The organism is Halalkalicoccus paucihalophilus (assembly GCF_001593955.1).
Classification (GTDB): domain Archaea; phylum Halobacteriota; class Halobacteria; order Halobacteriales; family Halalkalicoccaceae; genus Halalkalicoccus; species Halalkalicoccus paucihalophilus.
The window spans coordinates 461,785-477,981 of the sequence record NZ_LTAZ01000004.1 but is presented as its reverse complement, the minus strand read 5'-3'; the positions used below and the strand labels follow the sequence as shown (position 1 = coordinate 477,981).

The following is a 16,197-nucleotide window of genomic DNA, read 5'->3' as shown; positions in this document are numbered from 1 at the left end:
GGGACTAAGCAATTGGCTTTTGATCCGATAGTGCGCACCGACGCGGGGGCGGTCAGTTCTCGGCGTCGGAGCCGGACCCGAACAGCCGCTCGCGGATCGAGCGCTTCGAGGGGCGTTCGGCGAGCAGCACGGAACACTCGACCTCGTCGATCACGTCGAAGACGAGCGAGGCGCTGAGCAATCGCGAGAGCAGCCCCCGCTCGGTCGCCCCGATGATGACGAGATCACGTCCTTCGGAAGCCCGCCCGATCGCGTCCTCGACGTCACCCGACTCGTCGATCAGGATCTCCGCACCCGAGAGGCCGTGGCCGGCCGCCCACTCCGTGAGGAACGTCTCGCCCTCCTCGTACTCGTCCTCGCCGTCGACGACGTACAACAACGTGATCGACGAGCCGACATGATCGCGCAATGTACGGGCGATCTCGGCGCTCAGGTCTGAGTCGGGCCCGCCCGCCGTCGGCACGAGGACCCGGTCGACGCTGAGGTCCCTGTCTTTGAGAACGAGGAAGTCACACGGCAGGTCGTGCGTGAGCTCGTCGAAGGTGCCTTCGGCCCGTCCGGCAGCCCACGGACGATCCTCGCTCCAGCCCATGATCGTCACGTCCGCCTCGTAGGTCCGGGCGGCCTCGAAGACCTCCTCGAACCCGCGATGCGAGACGAGCGTGTGGGTCTCGACCGGCACGCCGAAGGTCTCCGCGTTTTCGCGGGCCTGTTCGAGCAGCGTCGTCGAGGTAGCGTCGAGTTCGTCGATGTGGTCTGCGGCGGCCGACAGGGGCACCTGATCGGGCACCTGCACGATGTGGACGGCGTGGACCGTCCCCCCGTTGGCCTTCGCGATGGTGCTTCCGAGCGTGATGAGGTTCTCCTCGGTCCGGGGGTTCGAAACCGGCACGAGAACCCGGTAGTCGGCGGCATCGGGTTTGACGCTTTCTGCGGCCGAGACCGCGGCGTCGGGCATCTCCTCCGAACGCGTGAGGATGTACTCCGAGAGGACGCCCTCGTGTTCGGTCTTGGTCCGGGCGTAGGCGAGATACCAGACCGCCGCGAAGGCGACGAATACCGCACAGAGGACGATCACGGTCGGCTCGATGAAGCCGATCAGCGCGAACGAGAGCACGGCCCCCAGTATGGGGGTGATCGGATATAAGGGGACCGTGAAATCGGGGTCGTATCCCGAGGGATTGGCCTCGCGCATGACGACCAGCGCGACGTTCAACAGGCCGTAGACGACGAGGTGGAGAACGCTTCCCGCCGTTGCGAGCAGTTCGAGGTCGCCGACGACGATGAACAGCAGGATCAACGCGCCGGTGATCGCGATCGAGCGGTACGGCGTCCCGAACTTCGGGTGGATCTCGTTGAGCTTCGGGCTGACGATCTTCTCACGGCCCATCGCGAAGTTGATCCGCGACGACGAGAGGATCGAGGCGTTCGCCGAGGATGCCGTCGCGAGCAGCCCCCCGAACAGCATCGCGGCCCCGCCCAGCGGCCCGATGAGTAGTTCCGCGACCTGCACGACCGCGGTGTCGTTGCCGGCGACGAGCGAGTTGGGCACCGCCGCGAGCACCGCGATCAACACCAGCGCGTAGATCGCCGTCACGATCACGACGCTACCGACGACCGCGATCGGGAGGTTCTTCCCGGGGTTTTTGATCTCCTCTGCGACGGAGGTGATCTGGACGAAGCCGAGATACGAGACGAAGATCAGCCCCGTGACCGGGAGCAGGGCCGTATAGCCGTCGGGTGCGAGCGGCCGGAGCGTCTCGAAGTCGGCGTTCAGAACGCCGAATAAGGTAAACACCACGAGGATCGCGAGCAGCGTCACGACGATGACGTTCTGGAGCCTGCCGGTTTCCTTCGCGCCGACGTAGTTGACGCCGACGAAGAAGCCAGCCCCCAGCAGCGCGACGATCTCCGGGCCCGAGAGCGCGAGAGCCCCGGTGCCGATCCCGGGCACCGAGACGAACGCGGCGACGTACTCGCCGAAGCCGAACATGTAGAACGCCGAGGCGAAGGTCAGCCCGATCCAGTTGCCCCAACCCGCGATCGAGCCAAAGAGCGGCCCGAGCGCGCGGTTGATGTAGAAGTACGCGCCGCCGGCTTTCGGCATCGCGGTGCCGAGTTCGCTGGCCGACAGCGCGGTAAACAGCGCGATGACCCCGCCCAGAACGAACGACGCGGCCGCGAGCGGGCCGGCGATGCTGACGGCCGCCCCCGGGAGGACGAAGATGCCCGCGCCGATCATCGTCCCGATCCCGATGGTGAGTGCCGACAGCAGGCCGAGGTCCTTGGCGAGTTCTTCGTCGGCCATTACCGCTCGTGTCCGTTCGGGTGGACGCTATCGCCTGTGCTACCGCGTTCCCGGTCCGCATAACTCGAAGACGATGACATGGGCGTCCCTTTTCGAGGTAACTCCTTAACAGATTCGAAGCCGGCCAGTCGTTCGACGGGCACGCCGACCGGAAATCGGATCCGTCCGGCCCGTCGGTTCCGACCGACAGTATCAGTCGGGAAACCCTTCGATCAGCGTGACCCCCGAGGAGGCGCCGATCCGCTCGGCCCCCGCCTCGAGCATCGCCATCGCCGTCTCGTAGTCGCCGATGCCACCGCTGGCCTTCACCGGGAGGTACTCCGCGAGCAACTCGACGTCCTCGACGCGCGCCCCGCCCTCGCCGAAGCCCGTGGAGGTCTTGAGCATCGCGGCGTCGGCCTCGACGGCGAGGTCTGCGGCCTGGCGTATCTCCTCGCCCGTCAGCTCGCTCGTCTCGAGGATCACCTTCACAGGAATCGGGACCGCGGCGACGATCTCGGCGAGTTCCTCGTGAAAGCGCTCGGATTCGTCCCCGAGCAGGCGGCCCCGGTTGCAGACCACGTCGAGTTCGTCCGCGCCCGCCCGCCACGCCTCGACGCCCTCCTTGCGCTTGGTCTCGGGCGAGTTCTGGCCGTGGGGGAAACCCACGACGGTCGCAAGCGTCACCTCGGGGCGGTGCTCGCCGGCCTCCTCGACGTAACACGGCGGGATGCAGGCGTTCATTCCGTACTCGTCGGCCTCCTCGACGGTTTCGAGGGCGTCCTCGAGGGTGGTCTCGGGTCCGAGAACGGTGTGATCGATGGCCGCGGCGAACTCCGCTCTGTCCATGCGCCGTCGGAGACGCTCCGGAACCAAATAGGCTACCGATACCGACACCGATTCGCGGACCCACATCGGCCGGCCGGGATCACTGCTCGGGCCGTATCGGGCCGTTGGTCCGGTCGTCGTACGAACGCAGCGTGCGCTCGATGAGCCGCCCGTGGCCGCGACGGAGGCGCTCGGAGAGCGCCTGATGGGAGACACCGAGCGCGTCCGAGAGGTCGGAGAGGGAGACCTCACGGGGGACGTCGTAGTAGCCCATCTCCTTGGCCTTCACGAGCGATGCGTGCTGTGAGTCGGTCAGCCCGTGTTCCGAGCCGTCGCTGCTGTCTGGTTCGTAGATCGCATCGACGGAGAGCGTGAGGCCGTTCTCCTCGCAGAACGCGTAGATCTCCGAGAGCGAGTGGTGTTCGGGACACATCAGCCGGAACTCCCACGCCTCCCCGCCCGTCCGGAGGGCCGTGATCGCCCCGTCCTCTTCGAGCAGGAGGTCGAGGACGAAACCGACATCGTCGCCCCACTCCATCCGGTAGAGCCGCTCGTCGCCGTAGTCGGCGATACAGGAGGCGGCCTCGACGGAGGGATCGACCGCGAGCGCGCGCTCGAACGCCTCGAAATCGTCCGTCTCGACTCGGACGAACGGGATAACGGAATTGGTGGCTTGCACAGCGAAGCGCTCGGCTTCGACGTCGAGTTCCGCCACCGCCTCGAACGTCGTGGCCAACGCGAACCGGTCGAGGGGGATCCGAAACTCGATGATCGATACCATACTGCCGTAACACCGCCGATCGGAATAAGGGTTCAGATCGTTCGGATCCCATACCTGTGTCGGAGGCGCTAGGTCAGAATAGGCAGGACGGGGGCTGTACTGTCCGTGTATGATCGTTCGATCCGATATATTGTCGATCAGACTCTACGAAAGGGTCGGGGACCGTCACGAACGGTCGCCGGAGTCACGGACGGTCCCAACCGTCGCCGGGTGCTCGACGGGGATCGTATCGCAACGCTTTCTATTTCACGGCGGGATGCGTTCGCATGGTCCTCCCCGACGGTTTTTCCCTCCCCTCGATCCCGTATCTCCTCGCCCTGCTCGCCGCGTCTGCGGCGGTCGCGGCGGCACTGTGGCGTCGGCGACCCCCGATCAGGGAGACGACGGTGCTGGCGTTCGTCCCGTGGATGGTCGCCGGGGCGGCCGCACACGTCCTCGAGGTGATCGACGCCGTTCCCCCGACTCTCGCGCCGCTCTTCGGGACCCCGAGCGTCTACGTCAGTACGTTCGTCCTCGCGGGGGCGATCTGGGCGGTCACGGACGACCGGATCCTCGCCACGGCGGGCACGCTCGCGGCGCTGCTCGCGGTCGCGGCGGCCTTCGCCGTCGGCTACACGCGGGGGACGATCACGCCCGTCTGGCCGCTGGTCGCGCTCGCCTGCTCGATCGCCCTCGCGGCGGGGACGTGGGGACTCTTCCGGCGTGCGGTTCCGGGCGTGGCGGCGACGACCGGCGCGGCCGGCGCGCTGGTCGTCCTCGCACACGCCCTCGACGGTGTCTCGACGGCAGTCGGGATCGACGTACTGGAGGTCACCGAACGCTCGCCGCTCCCGCGGGCGATCATGGAGTTTGCCGAGACGCTTCCCACCTCGGAGGCGATCGGCGTCGGCTGGCTGTTCGTCCTCGTGAAACTCACACTGGCCTGTGGGATCGTCTGGCTCATGGCCGAGTACGTCGAGGACGAACCAAGTGAGGGCTACCTGCTGCTCGCGCTGATCGCCGCCGTCGGATTCGGCCCCGGCGTCCATAACCTGCTGCTGTTCGCGGTCGGGTAATGAGTTGTCGGTCACAACTCCGTGAACCGAGTGGAGCCACGGCGGGCGCGGTTCATGCTGGTGTCCGTCGACTCATGCCACCGCAGATAGACTCCCATGGCCGACAGTACGAGGACCGCACGGCTTTTGGCCGGCCCCCGAGAGGCGGGCGTATGGCGAAACAGCCACACCTCTTGGTGGAGCCGGGCGACCTCAATGAGATCGCGCTGATCCCGGGCGACCCCGGCCGCGTCGACCGGATCGCCGGCCTCTGTGATGAAAGCGAGGTCGTCGCCGAAAACCGCGAGTACAAACTCGTCAACACGACCTACGAAGGGACGGACCTGACGATCTGCTCTACGGGAATCGGCTGTCCCTCCGCGGCCATCGCGATCGAGGAACTCGAACGCGTGGGCGTCGAGACGGTGATCCGCGTGGGAACGACGGGCGCCCTGCAAAGCGACATCGAGATCGGCGACATGATCGTCGCGACCGGCGCGGCCAAGGACGAGGGCACGACGAAACGCTACGAGTCGGTCACCTACCCCGCCGTATCGGATTACGGCGTACTCTCGGCGCTGGTCGACGGCGCGGAGAGTCGGGGCGAGGAGGTCCACGTCGGCCCGATCGCCTCCGACGACGCCTTCTACGCCGAGACCGACGCGTACGTCGACGAGTGGGAGCGGGCGGGCATCCTCTCGGTCGAGATGGAGGCCGCCGCCGTCTTCACTCTCGCGCGGCGCAAGGGGATGCGTGCGGGCGCGATCTGCACAGTTGATGGAAACCTCGTCGAGGGGACCCAGAAGGGCGAGACCGACGACGAGGAACTGCCCGAGAAGGCCAAAGACAATGTCGAGCGCGCCATCGGCATCAGCCTCGATGCCGTGGTCGCGCTCTCGTAGCGCCGGGTCGTTTTATCCCCTTCGATAGCGTGTCATCTCGCATGGATGTGAGCAGGGGGTTCATGCTGGTCGTGATCGGCGCGCTCGGCGGGCTGTCGCTCGCGATCGTCTGGCCGTTCCGCCAGTACCTGCTGCTGGCGGTGTTGATCGCGTACCTGCTCACCCCGATCTATCGGCGTCTCGCGCCCGTTACGGGCGAGACGGGGGGTGCACTCGTGTTGATGGGGGGTGCGACGGGCGCGGTCATCCTGCCGTTTGCCGCGTTGGTCTCCTTCGTCGCCAGCGACGCGTTCGATCTAGCCCAGCGCCTGAGCGACAGCGACATCGACCTCGGAGAGGCAGAGGCCGTCATCGCCGATGCGACGGGCCGGGAGGTCGACCTCTCGACGACGCTCGGCACTGCAGGGGAGAACTTCGCGAGCGTGCTCGTCGGGAGCGCCTCGGATCTGGTCGGCGTGTTCACCCATGCCGTGATCGGCATCACCCTCTCGGCGTTCCTGCTGTTTTTCTTCCTTCGGGACGGGCGGTACTTCACGGAGTGGCTGTTCGAGGTCACGCCGCTTCCCGACGTCGTCCTCGAGGAACTCTCGTCGAACGTCGACGACCTCATGTGGGCGGTGCTCGTGGGCCACGTCCTCGTCTCGGCGATCCAGGGGCTGCTGGCGGGGATCGGCCTGGCAGTGACCGGCATTCCGAACGCCGTCTTCTGGACGCTCGTGATGATGCTGCTCGCGCTGTTGCCGGTCGTCGGCGCGTTTCTCGTCTGGGGGCCGGCGGCGGTCTATCTCGTCGTGCTCGGCAACTCGGTCGCGGGTGGCGCGTTGTTCCTCTACGGGGTGACCGTCGTGGGGTTCTCGGACAACTACCTGCGGTCGATCCTCGTCGACCGGCGGGCCCAACTCAACCCCGCGACGATCATGCTCGGGGTCGTCGGCGGGCTCTACCTACTGGGGGTGATGGGGCTGTTTTTCGGACCGGTGATCGTCGGCGCGTTCAAGATCGCCATCGAGACGTTCGATACGTACTACGTCGATCGGTAACGCAAGGCCGCGTTTTATCCGGCGGGCATGTTCAGGACCCGTATGAACATACGACGGGGATTTCTGCTCGGGCTGATCGTGCTGTTGCTCGCGGTCTCGTTCGCGATGATCCAGCCGTTTCTGCAGTACGTGATGCTGGCGCTGCTACTCGCGTTCGTCCTCTATCCGCTCCAGCGCCGGCTCGAATCACGGCTGAGTGAGGGGATCGCTGCATTGGTCCTGATCGTCGGGGCGGTGATCGCCTTTTTCGTCCCGTTCGTCGTGATCGGGGCCACCGTCGCTGGCGACGCGATGGCGCTCGCACAACAACTCCAAAACGGCGGGTTCAGCGGGTTCGGCGTCTCGCAGGTTGAAGCGCTGATCCAGCAGTACGCCGGCGTCCAGATCGATCTCGCCTCACGACTGAGCGGGTACGCACAAAGCGCCGCACGGACGCTGGCCGGGGGCGTGCCCGGCGCGGTCTCGGCGCTCACCCACGTCCTCGTGGGGCTAGGGCTGCTCGTCTTCGTCCTCTTCTTCCTCTTGAAGGACGGCGAGAAGCTCTACAGGTGGGTTCGGACCGTCACGCCGCTGCCGGAGACGGTTCAGGACGACCTCTATACGAGCCTGAACGACATCACGTGGGCGGTCCTGTTGGGCCACGTGCTGGTCGCCACCGTCCAGGGCGGCATCGCAGGGCTCGGACTGATCGTCACCGGGATCCCCAACGCCGTCTTCTGGACGTTCATCATGATCGTCCTGTCGCTGATCCCGATCGTCGGCTCCATCCTGATCTGGGGGCCCGCGGCGATCTATCTCGTCACGAGCGGACGGACGGTCGCGGGGGCGGCGCTGATCGTCTGGGGGATGATCGTGGTGAACGCTACCGACGACTTCCTCCGGCCGATCCTCGTCGACCGCCATGCGAATCTCAACCCGAGCGTCATCATCGTCGGCGTGATCGGCGGAGTCTACCTGATAGGCTTCATGGGGCTGTTCATCGGCCCGATACTCGTCGGCGCGTTGAAGGTCGTCCTCGAGATCTTCGACGAACACTACGAGGCGCTCTAACGGTCGCCCAGCAGCCTGTCGGCGACGTCCTCGGTGTCCTCCCGACCCAGCGCCGACTGGACCATGAGCCGCCCGCCGATGGTCGCGGGACTGATCACCGTATCCGCCCCCGCACGCCTGAGTTTGACGACGTTTTCGCGGTCCGTTGCCGCCGAGACGATGCGAACATCGGGGCGAAGCTGTCTGACGGTCAGCACCGTCAGGGCGTCCTCGGCGTCGGTGTCGGTCGCGACGACGACCGCCCGCGCGCGTTCGAGCCCGGCGCGCTCGATCGTCTCCTCGTCGCTGGGATCGCCCCGAAGAACGAGGACGTCGCGGTCGGCGAGGCGCTCTGCGCGCTCGTCGTGGTCGGTCACGACGACGAAGGGGGCGCGGGTTTCGAGTTCCTGCAGGATCGGCTCGGTGAGTTCGCCGTAGCCGAGAACCAGTACGTGATCGTCCAGTGTGGCGAGTTCTGCGTCGTTCATCTTTCCGAGTGCGGCAGCGAGGCGGGCTTCGATGACGGGGCTGAGCAGGGCACCGAGCGCGACCGCGAAACTGGCCGTGCCCACGAGAAGCACCGACATCCCGAACAGCCGTGCCTCCTGTGTCGTCGGCGTCGCGTCGCCGTAGCCGACGGTGCTCGCGGTGACGAGCGTGAAATAAAACGCGTCTAGGATCGTCTCGACCTCGGCGAACTCCTCGCGCAGCGCGTAGGTTCCCAGCGTCCCGTAGGCCTGTGCGCCGACTAACGCGAGTCCCGCGGCGATCTGCGTGTTCGTGAGTTCGAGTTCGCGGTCGAACTGCGCGCGGTTCGCGAGCAGGTTGGGCATCGCCAGCACCGAGACGAGTATGAGGGGGATCGAGAGCACGCTCGACTGGAGCAGCCCCTGGATCGCGGTCATCGGCAACAGGACGGCCGTCGACCACCACGCGACCCGGAGGCGGGTGCGAAGGCCGTAGGCCGAAAGCAACATCAGAAAGCCGGTCATCGTCCCGGTGAACCCGGCGGTCCGGTGGACGATCACCGGAATGGCGATCCGGTCGTAGAGCAGTCCGACCGCCGGCGCGCTGATGTTCGCGATCCCGGTGATGATCGAGAGCACGGCGACGATGCCCGTCAGCGCGACCGTCAGGTGCGTGCCGATCAGCCCCCAGCGTTCGCCCCACTCCATACTACCCCTCGCTCGCTCGGCGTTATAGACCCCTCGTGTCGGGGACGACCTCGGACCCGCCTCAGGTCCCGGCGGGGTCGTTCGACAGCCGCGCGACGACACGCTCCTCGAAGACCGAGGAGTACCGCATCAGGGTCGTCCCGAGGATGCTCATCACGAGGACGTAACCCACCGCGAACGCCTGAATAGTGTTCGCCGTCGTCTCGGGGAGCGTCACACCCGCGCCGCCGACGGCGACGGTCGCGATGATCAGCGAGAACTCCCCGCGGGTGACCATGCCGAGACCGACGCGGGTCGACCGGCGCTCGTCGAGGCCATAAACCCGCCCAGCGAGAAAGCCGCTTGCGAGTTTCGTGGGCGTCGTGAGCAGGACGGCCAGTGCGACCAGCCCGGCGACCGCCGGGAACAACAGGGGATCGGTGACGAGGCCGATCCAGAAGAAAAAGACCGCGGCGAAGGTGTCCCGGATCGCCTCCAAGTTGTGTTCGAGTTCGTCGACGTAGTTCGTGGAACTGAAGCCCATCCCGATGAAGAAGGCCGCGACGGCCTCGCTCACACCGGCGGCCAGCGCCGCTCCCGCGACGAGGACGGTGATCCCGATCACCCGCAGGACGAAGAACTCGTTGGACTGGGTGTGCAACGCCCTCTCGAACCACGCGGTACCGAAATACACCACGAGGAGCAACACGAGGATGAAACCCATCGCGACCCCTACCGACTCAAGCGCCTCGCCCACGTCGCCTCCACCGAGGACGAGCGCCGAGACAACCGAGAGGTAGACCGCGATGAAGAGGTCCTCGTAGACGAGCGTCCCCAGCATCGGGTCGCTCTCGCGGTTGGCGACCCAGCCCAGATCGATCAGCGACTTGGTGATGATCGCGGACGAGGAGATGTAGACGATTCCGGCGATCAACAGGGCCGACAGGAGCGTCCCGAAGACGGCGTACCCGAGGACGAGTCCGGCCCCGAAGTTGACCACGAGGTCGATGGTGCCGGCCTTCCCGATCCGGTCCTTGCTCTCGATGAGTCGGTCGAGGTTGAACTCCAGCCCGAGGAAAAACAGGAGGAAGACGATCCCGAGTTCCGCGCCGATCTCGACGAAGGTGGTCTCCTCGACGAACGGGAGGCCGATCTGCCCGAGGACGTGCGGACCAAGCAGCATCCCGATCAGGATGTAAAACGGGATGACCGACTGGTCGAGTCGGTCCGCGACGAGGCCCATCGTGGCGACCGCGGCGAACATGACCCCGACGTCGAGTAGGTGGTTTTCGACGGCCATATTCAGCGAAACGACAGAAGCCGGGCGCTCGACCTACGATACATATCTAGTCGATACGAGAGACCGAGGAATAGTCTTTCCATCCGCCCGAGGGTTCTACATTTATACGCGCGAAGCTAGAAGTCGGTGTATGGACGTCTCGGAAACGGACCTGCCGGGGGTCGGCAAGCGCTTCGAGGTCGACCTCGAAGAGGGGGGTGTCGCGGTCGTCGTCATTCACAACAGCGGCCGTCGCGAACTGTTCTATCGGGAGTCGCCCGACGCAGACGGGGAGGAACTGCTCGACCTGACCGACGAGGAGTCCCGGGTCGTCGGATCGATCCTCGAGGGGGCCTTCTTCCAGCCCGTTCGGACCGAATCGCCCGAGGCGACGCTCGGGGAGGGCGTCATCCTCGAGTGGTACACCCTCAATGGGGAGACGCCGGTCGTCGGAGAGACTCTCGAGGAAGCGCGGGTCAGGGAACGGACCGGGTCGACGGTCATCGCCGTCGAGCGCGGCGAGGAGTGTATCGCCAGCCCCGAGGCCGACTTCACCCTCGAGGAGGGCGACATCGTCATTGCGGTCGGCACCCGCGAGAACCAACGCGACCTCGAGGAACTGCTGGAGTAGTCGACAGGCCTATAGTCGGTCGCCGGGAGCGATTTCCCATGCCCGAATCGATCCTCGCACAGCTCCTCATGGGACTCTATCTCGGTGCCCTCACGGGCGTGTTGCCCGCGTTCGTCTCGTGGACGCTCGGCTTCTCGTTTCGCTACGTGACCGGCGTCACCGTCCCGGGACTCGGGGTCGTCGTCGTCGCGGCGGCCATCGCCGGCCTCTCGGGGGGGTTGCTCGGCCTGCTCGATCCCGCGATCTCCGAGACTCCCGTGGGTGTCGTCGCCGCGCTGGTCGTGTTGATGGCCTCCTTCTGGGCGCACAACCAGGGCGACAAGATGGGCGAGGCGTTCCCGCGACGGATCACCCTCGAATCCATCCGCAGACGGACGCTCTCGGCCGACGTCGTCGAGCGGGTCGGTCGGTTCGGACAGGTCCGCGTTCGGGTCAAAACCGTCGAGGACGTCGAGGGGTACCCGCCGCTTCCCGACGGACTGCGCGAGAAACTCGAGGACGAACGGGTCTCCCTCCCTGCCGACCTGCCGCTCTCGGAGCTCGAAACGCGCGTGCGCGACCGCCTGCGCTCGTCGTACGACCTCGAGACGGTGAGCGTCTCGCTGGACCGACGCGCGAACGCGACGGTCGTGGCCGCCCCCGCCCTCGGGGGGTTCTCCCGGCGCGTTCCGACGGGCAAGCGGGCGGTTTCGGTCGAAGCGTTGATCCCCGCGGGTGCCGATCGGGGCGATCGAACGTTCCTCGGGCTCCCCGACGGGACGGTCGAGGGACGGGTTCTCGGCGTCGGCGAACCGGAAGAGGACCGGCAGACGAGACGGTTGACCGTCGCCGTCTCGCCGACCGCCGTCGAGTCGGTCCTCGTTGCCGAGGAGGTCCGGGTCGCGATCCGTGGCGAGCCCAACGGGCGGGACCTGCTCGCCCGGCTGAAGGCGGTGGGGCTCCGCGTTCGGCGGATCGGGATCGGGCGCGGGCGGACGCTCGATCCGGACGCGCTCCGTGCGGAGACCGGCGCGCAGGTGCTCGCAGTGCGCGGAACCGGCGGGATGCAGGTTCCCGACGGACCGATCAGCACGGACGGGGACGAGGAGCTGTTGGCCGTGGGAACGCCGGACGCGCTTCGGGCGCTTCGGGAGGTGGTCGCGTGAGCCGGGCGGGACCGAAGTCTGCAGAAATCGGAGATTTCCGCGAGCCCGAAAACGCGAAGCGTTTTCGAGGAGTCCCGCTGGAAAACGGCCGCGAAGCCACCGGTAACGAGTGTAACGAGCGAGCACGACGACGCCAGAACACGGCTCTGGCGGTGATCGCGTGATCTCGCTCCAGATCCAGATCGCGATCGGGACCGCGATCTCGGTCGCCGTCAGGGTGCTCGGACTCGCGGTGCTGGCGGGGGCGGTCACGGGGACGATCGCGGCGGGCTACCGGCTGTACGCCCGCGAGACGATGCCCGCGCGGCTGGGCGTGCTCGTCGGGCTGAGCGCGGTCGCGGTCTGGCTCAACACGGTCGTCGCGCTGAGCCAGTACGTCGCCCCGGGGACGGATCCGCTCGCGCTCCCGGTCGTCCTCCGAAACGTCCTCGCGTTCGCCGCCAGCGCGGGGGCGGCCGACGTCGGCCGGCGCGTTGGCGACCGTCTCGCGGCGAACTCCTCGGTGCTTACGGGGGCGCGCTCGGTCGAGGGCGAGGTTAGCCCGCTCGTGAAGGCGGTCGGGCGTGTGATCACCGTCACGCTCCCGGCGACGATCGGGGATGTCTCGGGCTACGAGCCGGTCCCCGAGGGGACGAAAGAGGAGCTAGCGGGGGCGACGTTCGTCTTCCCACGCGGGCTGACCGTCGCGGAGCTGCGCGATCGGCTCGAAACCCGGCTCGCCGACGACCACGGGATCGGCCACGTCGATTGTGAGATCGGCACGGACGGAACGGTGAGGAACCTCTCGGTCGGGCTCCGGGCGTCGGGACTCGGACCGAGGCTCGCGCCCGATACGAGCGCCGTCGCGATCCGTGCCGATCCGGCCCCGGGTGCGAGCCCCGGCGACACCGTCCAACTCTGGCACGCGGGCGAGCGGGTCTCGACGGGCGAACTCAGGGATTCGACGGAGGAGATCGCCACCCTCGCGCTCGAATCAGGCGAGACACCGCTCGAGTCCGGCGAGTACCGGCTGGTGACGCTGGGGGTGGGAACCGGTGCGGAACGGAGCGTTCGCACGCTGTTTCGCTCCGTCGCGCGCGAACGCGAGGTGGACGCCTCGCTCGCGGGAACGTGCGTCGCCGACTGGGACGGGGTCGTGCTGGCGATCGAGGGAGCGCGCTTCGAGGCACTGCCCGATTCGGATCGCCGGCTCGAGAAGGGTGAGGTCGTCTACGCGCTCGATCAGGCCGCGACGGTGTAACGCTCGCCGTCGCGAGCGACGAGTCCCGAACTCGAGAGCGTATCGAGGATGGGGAACAACGCGAGCTGTTTCATGCCGAGCGAGGACTGGAGTTCCTCGATGGTCGCCTCGCCGGCGGTCTGAAGGTAGAGGTAGACGAGCTTCGAACCGGTCGATTCGATCTCCGTCGGGATTTCGGTGCGGTCGTGGGTGAGTGTGGTCGCGCTCATACCGGAATGCTGTCTGCCATCCAATATAAACCTAATCCATATATCGGCTAATGCGTAAGTGTGTTATATAATGTCATAATGTAGTGTGCTGGCGTGTGACGAGGGGACGAGCGGAACGCTCATTCGGTCCGGGAAGCGAGTACGGGTATGGAGTGGAAACTCTTCGCCGATCTGGCGGAGCTGGCCGGTGGGAAACGGATCGCGGTCGACGCCGGGCCCGGAGACACAGTCGGGGAGGCACTGGAGGCGCTACTCGAGTCCCATCCGGCGCTCGAAGAACGGGTACTCGACGAGGACGGCGAACTCGAGGATCACATCAACCTGCTTCGCAACGGATCGAATGTCTTCACACAGGAAGGGGGACTGGGGACAGAACTCGAAGCCGGCGACGAACTCGCGCTGTTTCCCCCCGTCAGCGGCGGATCCGCTCCGCGCTGAGGTCCGCACTCAGCACGAAATCCGGTTCGTCGGCGATCTCCGTTCGGGTGTAGGCCGCATCCGAGACCGCACGGGCGGTCTCGGGGATCAGTACTCTGGTTCGGTCCGCACCGACCGCGGCGGCGTCGCGGGCGATGGCCGCAAAGAGCGCGCGGGCGGCGGGAAGGTCGTCCCAAGAGGCGACGCCGTACTCCGCGAAGCGTTCGGTTTCGCCCTCCCGCTCGCGCTCGGCGATCCGACTTCGATAACTCATCCCCCGTAGGCCGTCCTCGCGAACGGCGACGACCGCCGATTCCTCGGCCGCGCGTTCGAGGGCCGTCCGCGTGAGTTCGGACATCGCCCACGACTCGTCCGTGTCCAGCGCCAGTCCACGGAGGTGTTCGCGGACGTCGCTTTCGGCCCACGCGCGCCACGCGGCGGCCGGATCCGCGCTGATTTCGAGGGCGGGATCGGCGTCGGGATCCGGTTCGGGATGTGCGAAGCGGAACTCGGTGACGGGCTCGAACCCCACCGATCGGGACTGGCCGAGTCCGGCAGCGTTCCACGAGAAGACCATGTTGCGCGCGACGAGCGCGCCCCGCTCGCGTGCCCACTCGAACGCCCCGTAGCTCAGGCGTTTCGAGACGTCAGCTCCCCAAAACTCGGGGTTGACGCGCATCCCCTGACACCACGCCTCGTCGGGCGAGAGCAAGACACACTGGACGATACCAGCGATGTCGTCGCCGGCATCGACCACGAGGGTGTGGGTGTCCTCGCCGTCGATCCACTCGGGGTAGACCTCGGGGATGTAGTCCTCGCCCTCGCGGTCGGGCCATGTCTCGCGGGTGAAGGCGGCGACCGCCTCGTGGTCCTCCAGACGGGCCTCCCTCAACTCCATGGCACGGATCGTTCGGTGAGTTCGCCCGCCACGTCGGTCCGCATCGTTTCGTCTACTTCGGCGACCGACCCGGCGTTCGCGAGCGCCCACATGAGTTTGACCTTCGCAGTACCGGGCAGGGTGTCGCCGGCCTCGATCACGCCTGCGTCGAGCAGATCACGTCCGGTGTCGTAGACCCGATCACAGACCCGTCCCTCGATGCACTGGCTGGTCATCACGACCGGCGTCCCCGATTCGACAAGTTCCTCGATCCGGGGGATCCAGTCGGTGTGGACGTGGCCCAGACCGGTGGCCTCGATCACGAGGCCCGCCGCGTTCTCGGCGATCGAGAGCGCCCCCGGACCCATCCCGGGCGTGTACTTCAGGAGTTCGACGTCGGCTTCGAGGTCGGAAGAGAGTGCGAGCTCCCGCTCGCCCCGCGTCGCGTGCTCGCTCCGAACCGTGAGTTGGCGGCTCTCGTAGTCGACTTCCGCCAACGGCTTTGCACCCACGGTTTCGAAGGCATCCCTCCGAGAAGTGTGATTTTTCCGGACTCGGGTCCCGCGATGGAGCGCACACCGGTCGTCGGAGTCGGTGGCGTGCATGCAGACGAGCACCTCCGCGAGGTCGCTCTTGGCGGCTTCGACCGCACAGACCGCGTTCATGACGTTGTCCGAGGAGGGGCGATCCGCCGAGCGCTGGCTGCCGGTGAAGACCACCGGAACGGGGGTGTCGAGCATGAACGAGAGCGCCGACGCGGAGAACTGCATCGTGTCGGTACCGTGCATGACGACCACGCCGTCGGCACCGGCCTCGATCTCCTCGGACACCGCCTCGGCGAGCTCGCGCCAGATATTGGGTGTCATGTTCTCCGAGAGGATGTTCGCCACGACGCGACCCCGATAGTTCGCGAGTCCGGCGAGGTCGGGGACGGCCCGAAGCACGTCCTCGGCGTCGAACTGGGCCGTGACGGCACCGGTCCGATAATCAACCGTCGAGGCGATCGTCCCGCCCGTCGAGATCAGCGAGACCGTCGGAAGGTCCTCGTCGAACTCGATCGCCGAACTCTCGCCCCCGTTCTCGCCGCCGATGTCGTAGACGTCCGATTCGATGAGCTCGACCTCGACATCCCCGCGTTCGATTCCGACGTTGTAGCCACCGTCGAGTTTGAGGACGAGGTGCTCCGACGTCGAGGAGGGCAAGAGGACGCCCTCGTACTCCGTGTCGGCCCGCTTCGTGCGGACGCGGTCGCCTGCGTTCATAGTAGTGGATTCCGGCGATCGGACTTCAATCCACTCGTTCACGGTTCCCGGCGGGCGAAAACTCCTTGCTCCTCCGGGGACG

Annotated in this window: 17 protein-coding genes; 9 read left to right on the top strand and 8 right to left on the bottom strand. The window is 66.7% G+C overall.

Translation table 11 applies throughout. The features are described 5' to 3' along the window. Positions 1 to 52: 52 nt before the first annotated feature. From HAPAU_RS07620 to HAPAU_RS07610, 3 genes are all read right to left on the bottom strand, one after another. A complete protein-coding gene (locus tag HAPAU_RS07620; protein WP_066381251.1) occupies positions 53 to 2,308 on the bottom strand; it encodes an amino acid permease in 2,256 nt (751 codons plus the stop codon). A gap of 192 nt (positions 2,309 to 2,500) precedes the next feature. Next, complete coding sequence (deoC, locus tag HAPAU_RS07615; protein WP_066381250.1) at positions 2,501 to 3,136, bottom strand: deoxyribose-phosphate aldolase; 636 nt, start codon at positions 3,134 to 3,136, stop codon at positions 2,501 to 2,503. 79 nt (positions 3,137 to 3,215) lie between these two features. Continuing rightward, the gene (locus HAPAU_RS07610; protein ID WP_066381249.1) at positions 3,216 to 3,896 is read right to left on the bottom strand and encodes a helix-turn-helix domain-containing protein; all 681 of its coding nucleotides are present in this window, start codon (positions 3,894 to 3,896) and stop codon (positions 3,216 to 3,218) included. A 266-nt stretch (positions 3,897 to 4,162) separates the two neighbouring features. Between HAPAU_RS07610 and HAPAU_RS07605 the strand changes: the two genes are divergently transcribed. The 4 genes from HAPAU_RS07605 to HAPAU_RS07590 all read left to right on the top strand — a co-directional run bounded on the left by HAPAU_RS07605 (position 4,163) and on the right by HAPAU_RS07590 (position 7,922). Next, complete coding sequence (locus HAPAU_RS07605; RefSeq protein WP_066381248.1) at positions 4,163 to 4,951, top strand: DUF63 family protein; 789 nt, start codon at positions 4,163 to 4,165, stop codon at positions 4,949 to 4,951. 152 nt (positions 4,952 to 5,103) lie between these two features. Then, entirely contained in the window at positions 5,104 to 5,832 is a 729-nt protein-coding gene (locus HAPAU_RS07600; RefSeq protein WP_066381247.1) for a nucleoside phosphorylase, read from the top strand. Between the two features lie 41 nt (positions 5,833 to 5,873). Next, on the top strand, positions 5,874 to 6,872 hold the full coding sequence (locus HAPAU_RS07595; protein ID WP_245634052.1) for an AI-2E family transporter: 999 nt from the start codon (positions 5,874 to 5,876) through the stop codon (positions 6,870 to 6,872). 42 nt (positions 6,873 to 6,914) lie between these two features. Then, the gene (locus HAPAU_RS07590; RefSeq protein ID WP_066381958.1) at positions 6,915 to 7,922 is read left to right on the top strand and encodes an AI-2E family transporter; all 1,008 of its coding nucleotides are present in this window, start codon (positions 6,915 to 6,917) and stop codon (positions 7,920 to 7,922) included. On the opposite strand, the gene HAPAU_RS07585 is transcribed toward HAPAU_RS07590, so the two are convergent. Then, positions 7,919 to 9,076: an NAD-binding protein gene (locus HAPAU_RS07585; RefSeq protein WP_066381245.1), complete on the bottom strand. Its 1,158-nt coding sequence runs from the start codon at positions 9,074 to 9,076 to the stop codon at positions 7,919 to 7,921. The genes HAPAU_RS07590 and HAPAU_RS07585 overlap by 4 nt on opposite strands. Before the next feature lie 61 nt (positions 9,077 to 9,137). Further along, positions 9,138 to 10,355: a cation:proton antiporter gene (locus tag HAPAU_RS07580; protein ID WP_066381243.1), complete on the bottom strand. Its 1,218-nt coding sequence runs from the start codon at positions 10,353 to 10,355 to the stop codon at positions 9,138 to 9,140. A 130-nt stretch (positions 10,356 to 10,485) separates the two neighbouring features. On the opposite strand from HAPAU_RS07580, the gene HAPAU_RS07575 reads away from it, so the two are divergent. Genes HAPAU_RS07575 through HAPAU_RS07565 form a run of 4 tightly spaced genes read left to right on the top strand, consistent with a single transcriptional unit; the run spans position 10,486 to position 13,350 of the window. Beyond that, positions 10,486 to 10,965, top strand: a complete 480-nt coding sequence (locus HAPAU_RS07575; RefSeq protein ID WP_066381240.1) for a cation:proton antiporter regulatory subunit — start codon at positions 10,486 to 10,488, stop codon at positions 10,963 to 10,965. Between the two features lie 38 nt (positions 10,966 to 11,003). Next, entirely contained in the window at positions 11,004 to 12,110 is a 1,107-nt protein-coding gene (locus HAPAU_RS07570; protein WP_066381236.1) for a potassium transporter TrkA, read from the top strand. Then, entirely contained in the window at positions 12,107 to 12,274 is a 168-nt protein-coding gene (locus HAPAU_RS20885) for a hypothetical protein (RefSeq protein WP_157078433.1), read from the top strand. The genes HAPAU_RS07570 and HAPAU_RS20885 overlap by 4 nt, the downstream gene beginning before the upstream one ends. Beyond that, positions 12,271 to 13,350 carry a potassium transporter TrkA gene (locus HAPAU_RS07565; protein ID WP_066381234.1) on the top strand — a complete coding sequence of 360 codons (1,080 nt, stop codon included), beginning with the start codon at positions 12,271 to 12,273 and terminating at the stop codon, positions 13,348 to 13,350. Before HAPAU_RS20885 ends, HAPAU_RS07565 begins: the two co-directional genes overlap by 4 nt. On the opposite strand, the gene HAPAU_RS07560 is transcribed toward HAPAU_RS07565, so the two are convergent. Further along, complete coding sequence (locus HAPAU_RS07560; protein ID WP_066381232.1) at positions 13,332 to 13,559, bottom strand: TrmB family transcriptional regulator; 228 nt, start codon at positions 13,557 to 13,559, stop codon at positions 13,332 to 13,334. The genes HAPAU_RS07565 and HAPAU_RS07560 overlap by 19 nt on opposite strands. Before the next feature lie 147 nt (positions 13,560 to 13,706). Between HAPAU_RS07560 and HAPAU_RS07555 the strand changes: the two genes are divergently transcribed. Beyond that, positions 13,707 to 13,997 (top strand): ubiquitin-like small modifier protein 1, encoded by a 291-nt coding sequence (locus HAPAU_RS07555; protein ID WP_066381227.1) that lies wholly within the window; start codon positions 13,707 to 13,709, stop codon positions 13,995 to 13,997. Here HAPAU_RS07555 and HAPAU_RS07550 read toward each other — a convergent pair. Both HAPAU_RS07550 and gatD read right to left on the bottom strand, forming a co-directional pair. After that, positions 13,972 to 14,874: a GNAT family N-acetyltransferase gene (locus tag HAPAU_RS07550; RefSeq protein WP_066381225.1), complete on the bottom strand. Its 903-nt coding sequence runs from the start codon at positions 14,872 to 14,874 to the stop codon at positions 13,972 to 13,974. The genes HAPAU_RS07555 and HAPAU_RS07550 overlap by 26 nt on opposite strands. Beyond that, positions 14,865 to 16,115 carry a Glu-tRNA(Gln) amidotransferase subunit GatD gene (gene gatD / locus HAPAU_RS07545; protein WP_066381223.1) on the bottom strand — a complete coding sequence of 417 codons (1,251 nt, stop codon included), beginning with the start codon at positions 16,113 to 16,115 and terminating at the stop codon, positions 14,865 to 14,867. Before gatD ends, HAPAU_RS07550 begins: the two co-directional genes overlap by 10 nt. Positions 16,116 to 16,197 lie beyond the last annotated feature (82 nt).

Coding starts and splice junctions, on each gene's coding strand:
- HAPAU_RS07590 (WP_066381958.1), top strand. CDS start 6,915: ATGAACATACGACGGGGATTTCTGCTCGGGCTGATCGTGCTGTTGCTC.
- HAPAU_RS07585 (WP_066381245.1), bottom strand. CDS start 9,076: ATGGAGTGGGGCGAACGCTGGGGGCTGATCGGCACGCACCTGACGGTC.
- HAPAU_RS07605 (WP_066381248.1), top strand. CDS start 4,163: ATGGTCCTCCCCGACGGTTTTTCCCTCCCCTCGATCCCGTATCTCCTC.
- HAPAU_RS07620 (WP_066381251.1), bottom strand. CDS start 2,308: ATGGCCGACGAAGAACTCGCCAAGGACCTCGGCCTGCTGTCGGCACTC.
- HAPAU_RS07600 (WP_066381247.1), top strand. CDS start 5,104: ATGGCGAAACAGCCACACCTCTTGGTGGAGCCGGGCGACCTCAATGAG.
- HAPAU_RS07555 (WP_066381227.1), top strand. CDS start 13,707: ATGGAGTGGAAACTCTTCGCCGATCTGGCGGAGCTGGCCGGTGGGAAA.
- deoC (WP_066381250.1), bottom strand. CDS start 3,136: ATGGACAGAGCGGAGTTCGCCGCGGCCATCGATCACACCGTTCTCGGA.
- gatD (WP_066381223.1), bottom strand. CDS start 16,115: ATGAACGCAGGCGACCGCGTCCGCACGAAGCGGGCCGACACGGAGTAC.
- HAPAU_RS07580 (WP_066381243.1), bottom strand. CDS start 10,355: ATGGCCGTCGAAAACCACCTACTCGACGTCGGGGTCATGTTCGCCGCG.
- HAPAU_RS07570 (WP_066381236.1), top strand. CDS start 11,004: ATGCCCGAATCGATCCTCGCACAGCTCCTCATGGGACTCTATCTCGGT.
- HAPAU_RS07550 (WP_066381225.1), bottom strand. CDS start 14,874: ATGGAGTTGAGGGAGGCCCGTCTGGAGGACCACGAGGCGGTCGCCGCC.
- HAPAU_RS07595 (WP_245634052.1), top strand. CDS start 5,874: ATGGATGTGAGCAGGGGGTTCATGCTGGTCGTGATCGGCGCGCTCGGC.
- HAPAU_RS07575 (WP_066381240.1), top strand. CDS start 10,486: ATGGACGTCTCGGAAACGGACCTGCCGGGGGTCGGCAAGCGCTTCGAG.
- HAPAU_RS07610 (WP_066381249.1), bottom strand. CDS start 3,896: ATGGTATCGATCATCGAGTTTCGGATCCCCCTCGACCGGTTCGCGTTG.
- HAPAU_RS07560 (WP_066381232.1), bottom strand. CDS start 13,559: ATGAGCGCGACCACACTCACCCACGACCGCACCGAAATCCCGACGGAG.